12 protein-coding genes are annotated in these 10507 nt (G+C 38.7%); 2 read left to right on the top strand and 10 right to left on the bottom strand.

Annotation, left to right across the window (positions count from 1 at the left end):
• Positions 1-354 precede the first annotated feature (354 nt).
• From CXF74_RS19630 to CXF74_RS19655, 6 genes are all read right to left on the bottom strand, one after another.
• Positions 355-1047: a helix-turn-helix transcriptional regulator gene (locus tag CXF74_RS19630; RefSeq protein ID WP_101084219.1), complete on the bottom strand. Its 693-nt coding sequence runs from the start codon at positions 1045-1047 to the stop codon at positions 355-357.
• 78 nt (positions 1048-1125) lie between these two features.
• Positions 1126-1509 carry a VOC family protein gene (locus tag CXF74_RS19635; protein ID WP_101084220.1) on the bottom strand — a complete coding sequence of 128 codons (384 nt, stop codon included), beginning with the start codon at positions 1507-1509 and terminating at the stop codon, positions 1126-1128.
• 322 nt (positions 1510-1831) lie between these two features.
• Positions 1832-2299 (bottom strand): GAF domain-containing protein, encoded by a 468-nt coding sequence (locus CXF74_RS19640; protein WP_101084221.1) that lies wholly within the window; start codon positions 2297-2299, stop codon positions 1832-1834.
• Positions 2300-2660: 361 nt separating this feature from the next.
• The gene (locus tag CXF74_RS19645) at positions 2661-3809 is read right to left on the bottom strand and encodes a metal ABC transporter solute-binding protein, Zn/Mn family (RefSeq protein WP_101084222.1); all 1149 of its coding nucleotides are present in this window, start codon (positions 3807-3809) and stop codon (positions 2661-2663) included.
• On the bottom strand, positions 3802-4722 hold the full coding sequence (locus CXF74_RS19650; protein WP_101084223.1) for a metal ABC transporter permease: 921 nt from the start codon (positions 4720-4722) through the stop codon (positions 3802-3804). The genes CXF74_RS19645 and CXF74_RS19650 overlap by 8 nt, the downstream gene beginning before the upstream one ends.
• Positions 4722-5456, bottom strand: a complete 735-nt coding sequence (locus tag CXF74_RS19655; RefSeq protein ID WP_232772596.1) for a metal ABC transporter ATP-binding protein — start codon at positions 5454-5456, stop codon at positions 4722-4724. Before CXF74_RS19655 ends, CXF74_RS19650 begins: the two co-directional genes overlap by 1 nt.
• A 687-nt stretch (positions 5457-6143) precedes the next feature.
• On the opposite strand from CXF74_RS19655, the gene CXF74_RS19660 reads away from it, so the two are divergent.
• Complete coding sequence (locus CXF74_RS19660; protein WP_101084224.1) at positions 6144-6515, top strand: hypothetical protein; 372 nt, start codon at positions 6144-6146, stop codon at positions 6513-6515.
• 100 nt (positions 6516-6615) lie between these two features.
• Here CXF74_RS19660 and CXF74_RS19665 read toward each other — a convergent pair whose 3' ends face one another.
• Positions 6616-7101: a MarR family winged helix-turn-helix transcriptional regulator gene (locus CXF74_RS19665; RefSeq protein WP_101084225.1), complete on the bottom strand. Its 486-nt coding sequence runs from the start codon at positions 7099-7101 to the stop codon at positions 6616-6618.
• Between the two features lie 168 nt (positions 7102-7269).
• Here CXF74_RS19665 and CXF74_RS19670 point away from each other — a divergent pair, with 168 nt between their 5' ends.
• Complete coding sequence (locus CXF74_RS19670; RefSeq protein ID WP_101084226.1) at positions 7270-8517, top strand: multidrug effflux MFS transporter; 1248 nt, start codon at positions 7270-7272, stop codon at positions 8515-8517.
• A 164-nt stretch (positions 8518-8681) separates the two neighbouring features.
• On the opposite strand, the gene CXF74_RS19675 is transcribed toward CXF74_RS19670, so the two are convergent.
• The 3 genes from CXF74_RS19675 to CXF74_RS19685 form a co-directional block, all read right to left on the bottom strand.
• Positions 8682-9218 carry a DinB family protein gene (locus CXF74_RS19675; RefSeq protein ID WP_101084227.1) on the bottom strand — a complete coding sequence of 179 codons (537 nt, stop codon included), beginning with the start codon at positions 9216-9218 and terminating at the stop codon, positions 8682-8684.
• 219 nt (positions 9219-9437) lie between these two features.
• A complete protein-coding gene (locus tag CXF74_RS19680; RefSeq protein WP_101084228.1) occupies positions 9438-10109 on the bottom strand; it encodes a DsbA family protein in 672 nt (223 codons plus the stop codon).
• 60 nt (positions 10110-10169) lie between these two features.
• Positions 10170-10409, bottom strand: a complete 240-nt coding sequence (locus CXF74_RS19685; protein ID WP_101084229.1) for a hypothetical protein — start codon at positions 10407-10409, stop codon at positions 10170-10172.
• Positions 10410-10507 lie beyond the last annotated feature (98 nt).

Consider the following 10507-nt stretch of genomic DNA (forward strand, 5'->3'; position numbering starts at 1 on the left):
TGATTGTTTGAAATGTTATTTTCGACCTCATGTCGTCGCTTTTTTAGGTCGAGGTAGTTTAGATTGGTAACTTCTTTGAGAATGCCTTTTAGCTTATTGTTAATCATAGTTACACCTTGAATTTCAAAGTAATAATAACTAAAGCTTAGTCTAACAACACTCAAATACAACAGCGCCTGCTATATCCATCTGCCATACAGGGAAAAAGCACCTCCTTCCAAATAACGGTCTATCAAAGCTCCCTTGGAAGTGAGCCTTTAGGCCGTTGCAACGTATTTTCGATCTAAAGGATGAGCAAGAAGCATTAAAAGAGAGGAATTGAGACGCTAGCAGTGTTAATCATCAATAGACAAATTATTGTGTATTCTCACCATGCTCTTGGCACATTTTTTCAATGAAGTTATCGAGTTCTTGGTCTTTTGTCATGGGGACAAATCGCTGTGTTAACGAAATTGAAATAATACGGTCTAGTCGGAAGTTGCGAAAACCGTGTCTTAATTCACACCATGCTAGTAACGTCCAAGTGCCTTTCCATATATGGATAGCCAGTGGTCTAATTTCACGAGCAGTCTGCGCTTTTTTTGCATCTGAATAGTCAAGTTGTAGGTACTCACGCTCACGTGCGGCTTTACGTAACAGATCGATATGTTGAAACTCAGAGGATGCTTGATAAAAGCTGGGCGCAAACATTAATGAGTTAAAGGTTTGTAACTTGGGTGGTAATACAGCCGATACTTTGATCATCGCTTGTTTAGCTGCATTGGCTAGTTCATTGCCTCCCCATGCTTCAACCATTCTCATGCCAATTTGAATCGCCTCAAGTTCAGACTCGTTAAACATCAGTGGTGGCACATCAACTTCGTGGCGTAATAAATACCCTACACCCGCCTCCCCTTCAACGGGAATGCCATTAGCAATTAAGTCTTGGATATCTCGGTAAAGAGTACGCGTAGAGACCTCTAGCACTTCAGCTAATAAATTCGCAGTGGTTAGACGACGGGTTTTTAACAGTTGGATTATTTGAAACAATCTATCGGCACGACGCATTGCACTCTCATATTTTTAAGCCCAGATAACAACTGGGCTTTGCTGATACCAATCTGAACAATTAACTACTTTTAATCATTACAGGTTTTGCGACCATAACCCAATTTTATTACCTTCACTGTCAATAAAGATAGCGATGTAACCACACTCTCCGTCTTTAATCGGCATGGCCGGTAATAAAATTTCTACATTCGCTTGCTCAAGCTCTGTCACTTTATTTTGCAAAGTCGCAGTAAGATGCAAATAAACGGTACTGCCATCTCTGCTAGGCACCATCATTTCATGTTTTAGTAAGGCAACACTGGCATCACCTTGGGTAGTGGTTTCAACGATCGCCATTTCCATATCGTTCATGGTTTCTTGCTTAAACGTTAAAGCAAAATTATCTTGATAAAATGCCATTGCACGGTTCATGTCAGTCACGGCTATTTCAGCCCAAACTAATGGTGAATGTTCTAACATAATGTTATTCCTTTAAGTGAAGTTCTCAATCACCGGTTTGGCGATGACAGAACAATAACACTGTGCTACTGACAGCGTGGTGTCAGTAGTAATTCACTTTTTTCAATTAATAATTGGTAATTTATTGATTAAATAACAGCACGAGTTAACTCTTATAAAAGAGTCTATCCTTTGCACTATTTTGCTAATTTCACTTGGAGTAAGACAGTCGTTGATCGTTATTTAAGATGCAGATAAGGGAATACATTGAGAGGGGATTCAGTGATAAACGCTCAGCCTGAGGGTAATGTCAGCCCCGACTGAGCATAATAGAAAATTACTTCTACGCGCTTAAAATAATCGCTTGTTCAATTTTATCTTTAAGATCGACAAGTTGCTGATAAGCACTCGGCGAGCCCATTTGAAAATCAAACTCTTCTTTATTAAGCGCACAGACAGTACCAATAACGTTATTATCAAATAAAATAGGAAAACCTAAATAAGTCCCTAAGCCAAATTTAATTAAATCCTCGTTATTCATCCATTCAGGTAGCACACTTGCATCCGTTATTAAAAGTGGTTTCTTAGTGGTCACCACTCGCTCGCAATACAATTCATGGCAACCTTCTTGAACACTTTTAGGGCCTTCATCGTGTTGATTATAAATCGGTTGATGATTAGCAAAGACCACTTTCATTGTTGTAGGTAAGGATGCCATGACTAAAATAGAGTGTAAGCCCGTTGTTTCTGCGATTGTGTTAAGTTGCTTCACCCAATCTTCTGAGTGATTGATTAATGAATTAAAGTGCATATTTTTCCTTAGCGATAGGATTAGGTAGATTGACTTGTATATTGACCGTACCTAGCGATTAAAAATTTCACAAGTGAATAAATACAGTTTTGCTTATTAGGGAAGAAGATTTTTAGGGGTTGAAGAGTATTAATGAAATCAGTGAATAATAACGCTACAAATAAAATAAGTGGCGACCCAAATCACCACTTATTTTATAAAAAGACATAACAGCTCAGGACTAAGCTATTTATGCTTAGTTCAAGGCGAAAAAGCACAGTTTAGTCGTTTAAATGAGCATTTTTCAACATGGTTATCGTCAGATAACTGAAGCTTTATCTTGAACATATCTTAAATAGTGACGTGCGGAGTAGTTACAAAACTATTTAATCGCGTTATAAATAGTTGTTGCGTTGTATTTCATCATTTGTAAATAAGTGGATGCTTGCTCATTTTCACCAGACAACGCATCAGAATAAAGCTTACCTGCCACGGTCACTTTTGTATCTTCACTGATCTGTTTGATAAGACGATTATCAGTGACATTTTCGATAAATATCGCTTTGATATTGTTATCTCTAATTTGATCTATCACACCCGCTATGTCAGCGGCACTTGCTTCAGAATCCGTACTAGTCCCCTGTAAGGCATGAAAATCAATACCATAATCACGAGCAAAATATGCAAAGGCATCATGCGCAACAATCACTTTGCGTTGTGTTGCCGGCACGCTATTAAACATGGCAGTAATGTCGTTATCGAGTGATTTTAGCTTTATTAAGTAGGTCGCTAAATTAGCAGCGTAATAGTCACTATGTTGAGGATCAACGTCGGTTAGCCCTTTAGCGATATTACTCGCATAGATTTCAATACTACTAATGCTGTGCCAAGCGTGTGGGTCGATTCCATCGTGATGATGCTCGTGATGTTCTTCGTGGTGATCATCATGGTCCTTATGCCCATCATGATCTTTATCTTCATCATGGTGAGTATCATGGCCTTGATGCTCGTTATGTTCTTCGTGTTGATCATCATGATGTTCATCATGTCCCATATCGTCTTGTTGATCATCATGTCCCTTATCTTCATCGTGGTGATCGTCATGGCCTTTATGTTCATCATGATCCTTATGCTCTGCGTGATGCTCATCACCGCCTTTCTCATCAGTATGCTCGTCATGGCCCCCTTCTAATAAGTTGATGCCATTACTCGCGATCACTTGCTGACCTTTAAAATGCGATGCTTCAATCAAACGGGGTAACCAGCCTTCAAATCCAAGACCATTCGTGACAATTAAGTCTGCTTTTGAAACCCCTCTGACATCTTTAGGGCTGGGTTTAAAGGCGTGAGCGTCACCATTTTCTGAGACCAATGTGGTCAGTGCGATTTTATCACCACCAATTTCTTGTACGATATCGCCAAGCACAGAAAAACTGCTGATGACTTTTACTTTTTCATTAGCGAGGGCAACAGTGGAAAATAAACCACTTGTTAAACATGCCACTAAAAATAGTTTGTTCAATTTAAACATTACTTTGTCCTTTGTGTATCGATGATGGGTTTTGTATTGGTTGCTCTATTGATAATTTTGCTAGCGAGGCACGCTTCATTAAGAAACTGCCACATTGTTTTACTAAGATGATTGAGGCGATATAAAATAACCCTAATACCAGTACGATCGCCGGGCTTGTCGCAAACTCGTAATGGTAAGAAAGTAATAATCCCAAGTAACAACTAATGGCAGCAAAAACGAATGATAGTGAAATAATCACGCCTAAACGGTTGCTCCAAAAACGGGAAATGGCAGCCGGTAATATCATTAACCCCACAGACATCAAAGTGCCTAATGCATGAAACCCCGCCACTAAATTAAGCACCACTAATAATAAAAAGAGGTAATGTGCTACCGCACCAAAACGACTGACACTTTTAAAAAAGGCCGGATCAACACACTCCAAAACTAACGCGCGGTAGATAATAGCCAAGACTAATAATGTAATGCTAGCGATGCCACTGAGTAATAATAAAGCTTCGTTATTCAGCGCTAAAGTCGATCCAAATAACACGTGCAATAAATCTACATTGCTGCCTTTAGAGGAGATAATCAGCACCCCTACCGCCAGTGATAACAGGTAAAAAGCAGCTAAACTTGAATCTTCTTCAGCGCGACTATGCCTGGCTACCATGCCAGAAAGCAGTGCCACAATGCAGCCCGCGACAATGCCGCCAATGGTCATTGCAAAAATAGATAAACCAGAGACTAAAAAGCCAACCGCAGCGCCCGGTAATATCGCATGGGCCATGGCATCACCACTGAGGCTCATTTTTCTCAGTGTTAAAAACACACCAATCGGTGTGGCACTTAAGCTTAAAACTAAGCAACCCCATAAGGCTCGGCTCATAAAGGTGTAATCACTAAAAGGGGCGATAAAATAGTCAAACATTAGCAAACTCCTTCACACACAAGGTGTTCGTCAATACAGTTATTCGTCAGCTGAAAACCGACCGCGCTTAGGTTATTTTCACTCAAGGTTTGGTGAGTTGGCCCTTTGGCGACGATGCTTTTAGCGATCATTAATACCTCGGGGAAAAACTGTTTTACCAGTGGTAAATCATGTACTACAGCAATCACGGTTTTACCTGCTTGATGACAATCATTAATCACTTTCATTAAATCGCGCGTGGTTTGCATATCCACTGAATTAAAAGGCTCATCTAGAATTAATATTTCAGCATCCTGCATCAACATACGCGCAAATAGCATGCGTTGAAATTGTCCGCCAGAGAGCTCTGAAATTTGTTTTTGTTCAGATTGCGCAAGGCCCACTTGCTCAAGGCAATGGGAAAGCTGTTTTAACAAATCCTGCGTAAATCGTTTAAATATCCCCGTTTTTCGCCATGACCCCGCAGCTACAAATTCTTTGACGGTGATCGGGAATTGACGCTCAATCATTTGGCTTTGCGGTAAATACGCTATTTGCTTTAAACCATGACGGCTGAAAGTAACCTGCCCATATTGCGCGTTTATTTGTCCCATAATAGATTTTAAAAGCGTCGATTTACCCGCGCCATTTGCGCCAACAATAGCGACCATTTCGCCTTCTTTGATTTCGACATTAATGTCATCAAGGGCTAATAACTGCTTATAATAAACAGTGAGTTGAGAAATATGAATCACAATAAAGCCTTAAAAGAGCAGGAAAAAACTGCCCCACACGAACGCAATAAGCGTGAGTGCAAGTGACAACCGAAAGGTAATGCCACTGAGCAATAATGACAGGGATGAGTGAGTGAAATTGAATTTATTGATATGCAAAACCTAATCTATTTATGCTAAATGATCAAAACAAAATGTAATGTTATAACATTACATTTTATAGATAAAGTGTTTTTTGATAACCATTATCAAAAAACTATTTAAGTAATGGTCACTAATCAATAAATATGGCCCTTATCCTAAATTCTCATTCACCTGTGATTTGGGTTATGAGGCGGCTATTGAGGTAGGGTATTGAGGTGAAAAATTGAAGTGGAAAATTGAGGGGAAAAAATAATCATGACTTTGACGCATAAAAAACAGGGCTAACTATCATGTGCTTATGCCTATTTTTCTGCTTAAATTTTTATAAGGGAGCAAGCTTTAAAGGAAAATATACAGAAGGTCGTGGCAGGAAAGAAACAGCTTTATAGGGCAATTACACCGCGCCACTAATCAATTGTGGCGTTCTTAAGCTTATCTTAACCAGCTCATTATATCGCTTTAGCTTGCGTCGCTAAACAAGCTAGATTATGCTCCCGCTCAATCGCATTAGCGAAGACCTTTATTGGGCGTACACACGCCCCTTTTATTTAAAATAGGCAACTTATGAATATTATTACTGTTCCAGAAATGGAAAAACCAACTATTAAAAGTCACCATAAAGCACGTCACATGAAAAAAATGGCTGTTGGCCCTTTTGCTCAAACCTGTGCAGAGATCCGTTTCAGCGCAGATATTGAAAAATTCGATCAAGTAGATGACGCTTTAATTGAATGTCAGCAAAATTGGGATCTGTTTACTGCTTATTTTAATGAACAGTATCACGTAGCGATTAACTTCTTTACAGAGCAAGAAGACTTAAACGCAATGATAGAAATCGCACGTGCAGTTATCGTTAAAGAAGTGGGTGAAGTTGAATTTAAAATATTAGTTGGCGATGCTAACTACGGTGATTGGGATAGTTGTTACACAGACTAATCCACTAAAACACATCGCGCCTAAAGTGCGATGTGTTTGCTTAAATATATGACTAACAGCCAGTTAATCCTTCCAGCAACACAGCAAATATTATTAGCGCTTACTCGTGATTTTCCAGTATTTTTCCTAACAAACTATCTAACAGCGTTATTTCCTGAGCAGACAACCCTTGCAATAAATGATCGTGTTGCTTATGTAATTCCGGCATCACTATTTCTACTAACTGCTTACCCTTAATGCTCAATTTTACCAACTTGCTGCGTTTGTCTTCAGGGTTATCTAAGCGTTCAATCAACCCAGCTTCAACTAAACGTCCTAATACTTTGGTTAATCCGCCCGAACTAAAAAACATGCTTTTATATAAATCGGTGGGTGATAAACAATAGGGGGTCGCACTACGTCTTAATGTGGCTAATACACTAAAATCAGTATGTTGCAGCTGATATTGCACGATACATGCATCTATTTTCTTTTTATAGATATCTTGAATTCGCGTTATTTTTAACAAAGGTACAGACATGGTTGCTGCGCATTCAGGCCAGTTTTCCTGCATGGCTAATACTATTTCGCGCACACTCTTATTCATTATCATCCCTTTTATGCGACTTATGAAATAAGCCGTTAAATATTATTATTATGTATTTATTGAACAACTCGTAAATATACCTTGCTAGAAAGATAAAATCCACCTAGTATCTTTCTAGAAAGATAAAATCCACCTAGTATCTTTCTAGAAAGATACTAAGAGGTAGATATGTCCAACAACAAACAGAATATAAGCAAAATGCTCATCATTACACTTTCGTGTATTTATGCAGTCTCTCCTTTTGCCATTGATAGTTACTTACCCGCCCTGCCTATTATTGCCAACGAAATGCAGGTCGATATTTCAATGTTATCAATGACTGTCAGTCTCTATATTTTAGGGCTAGCTGTGGGCCAATTAATTGGCGGGCCACTGTCTGATAAACACGGTCGATTGCCGATCATGGTCTTAGGCTTAGGCCTCTTTGCACTTGCCAGTTTATTATTGACCACCAGCACACAAATCAGCGAGTTATGGTTATGGCGAATTCTGCAAGCTATTGGTGGCGGCATTGCGATCGTTGGCGTACCCGCGACTATTCGCGACAATGCAGACGGAAAAGAAGCGGCTAAATTATTTGCTTTAGTATCATTAATTATGATGGTAGCGCCTTCTATCGCGCCAAGTGTGGGTAATTTTATTCTCTCGCATCATCACTGGCATTGGATTTTTTACTTCGTCACCGGGGTATCAATCTTAGCTATTATCATGGCGATAAAGTTTATACCGCATCAACCCTCGAAAACGAAACAGGCAGCTACTAAGCGCACAAAAGGTATAAAGTTCATTGATGTGTTTAAACATAAACAAGCTTTGGGTTACATGATTGCACAGTCCTTTGCATTCGCGGTGATGATCACTTTTGTAACTAACTCAGCAATGATTTATATGGGGGCTTTTAAAGTCAGTGCCGATACTTTTTCGATATTATTCGCACTCAATATTTTTGGTTTAATCATCATTAACCGTATCAATACCTTTTTGCTCAATCGTTTTGAAAGCGCAATATTATTACGTTTTTGGTTATCAATGCAGGTTTGTGGTGCCTTCTTATTAGTATTATCGACCATTTTTTTGCCGCATTACCTGGCCCTCTCTGTTGCAGCATTTGTGATGACAGTGAGTGCAAATGGTGGCATCGTTTCAAATTCAAATGCTTGTTTTTTGAAGTTCTTCGGAAAAGATGCCGGCACTGCTTCGGCGGTATTAGGCGCACTACAATGTGCGACCGCTGCCACCATCAGTGCTATTGCAGCACTTATTAGTATGGGCCAAGTATTACCCGTAGTGATATTGATGTTTGCATCAACTAGCATCGCTTTATTGGCTGTCATTTACAGTAATAAACAGTCGTCTATAGCATTACAGATAGAAGAAATAGGCGCAGAGAATAATGCGGTCTTGTTGATGGATTGATTGGACGGTAATTGGTTAGCTGTTAGTTGGTTAGCTGGTTAGCTGTTAGTTGGTTAGCTGTTAATTGGTTAGCTGTTAGTTGGCTCGTAGCTCGTAGCTCGTAATTTTAACACTAGGTCTAGTTCATGTGATTAGGCCTAGTGTTTATTTTTATTGAGACAAGTCTAATTAACGTTTGGCTGTATAAAAACCAAGTCTGTAATACCTACATCGATACCCGATTGACTCAGTAATGTAGTGATTTGGCCCCTATGATGTGTCTGGTGATTAAACACATGCATCAATAAATTAAACAGTGTTTTGTTCGCCGTCACCCCTTTGCTATTTAGGTAACGGATTGGCTGTAACAGCTCTTCATCAGTTAGTAAGCTTGTTAGCTCTAACAGGGTTTCATCTAATAATACGCGGCGATCTTTCAGCTCAATAAAGTTATTAGCAAGAAATGCATCCAGTGATTCCGGCATCGCTAATGCTAAAATAGGCGCGTAAGCCTGATGCTTTTGTAAAACAGATTCAAAGCGCTTTAACCACAAAGTATCACCCACGCAAATATGATTTAACGAAGCAAAAATAGACCCAAAGAATGCACCTTTATCCTCATGTAACTTTTCTGGTGGCATTGCACCTATTGCTTCATATACTTTTTGATTCATCCACTGGTTATAGTCTGCCATTAAGTAGACATGATCCATCAGTTTCATATTGCGTTATTCCTTGGAGTAAAATGAGGTTGTGGGCTTATGTTAACGTAGATAACAAACTGAATGACTATTTTTTAAAGTAATAAATGCAAAATATGCCATTTAACTGATTGTGCAGGAATAAGATAGAGGAGCAAAACAGAATACCTCAGCTTTAGCCCCTCACATTACCCTTGGCGTATAATAAAAAGTCCCACCTTAAACGCCTTAGCTTAAATATTACTCTTGTGCATAAGCACGTTTTACCTGCTCTTCAATCAGCGCTTTAAATGGCTCTGCACCAAACTGCTCTAATACGATGCCATTAACAAAGAATGTTGGGGTTTTTAATACTCTTAATACTTTTGCATCCTCTGTATCTTTTTTCATAACATCTGCAATCGCTTGGCTTTTCATATCAACCTTAAGCTTATCGATATCAATGCCAATACCTTGCAAGTAGGGATAAACCAAGTTCACGTCGGCAGTATGGTTTATTGCCCAGCTACTTTGGTAAAAGAAAACAACACCTAAGGCTTCCCAAAACTTGTTTTGAAGCTTACTGGCTTCTAATGCAGCAACCACTTGGTCAACATTTTTATGGAATGCAACAGGACGCGCAATCAGTTTAACTTTGCCACCATATTGTTTAATTTGCTGTTTTACTAAAGGGTAATACGCGCGGCAAGACTCACACGCAGGGTCAAAAAATTCAACAATAGTGACTTTTGCATTTTTATTACCATATTCAGCAGCATGTTCAGCGTACAAATACGGTGTTATGTCAGGCTTATTACTTTGCTCAACGGCGATAAATATTCCAATAAACAAGAAAAATAGCGCTGTACCAATAATGATTAATTTATTCTTTTTCTTATTTTCTATCTCTTTTTTAGTGGTTAGTTTTTTCATTGTAGTCTCCAAAATAAACTGTATTTACATCAACTCGCAGTATATCTGTAAATGATGGCCTTATGCTTGAAAAATAAGTAAGAAAAACCATTTATAATTTGGAAATATAAGATCAAATAATGAAATTAGCCCAGATAGACCAGCTATAAATAAGAAAAATGAAAAAAAACAAGCGAAAGCAGCAACAAAATGATGCCCTCCTTTATCTTCGTACCTTAATTCTAAGGAATAAAAATACCAGTATGCTACAAATGTACTTCGTAACATTTTATAAAATACTTTTTTAGCAAGATTATTCATTTCATACCTGTATAAATACTGACACTAAACTCAACATTACAAATAGACAACTAACGCCTTGTTGAACGAAGCCGCTGTGCGGCAGAAAAACAAAAATA

This window comes from Psychromonas sp. Urea-02u-13, assembly GCF_002835995.1.
GTDB lineage: Bacteria > Pseudomonadota > Gammaproteobacteria > Enterobacterales > Psychromonadaceae > Psychromonas.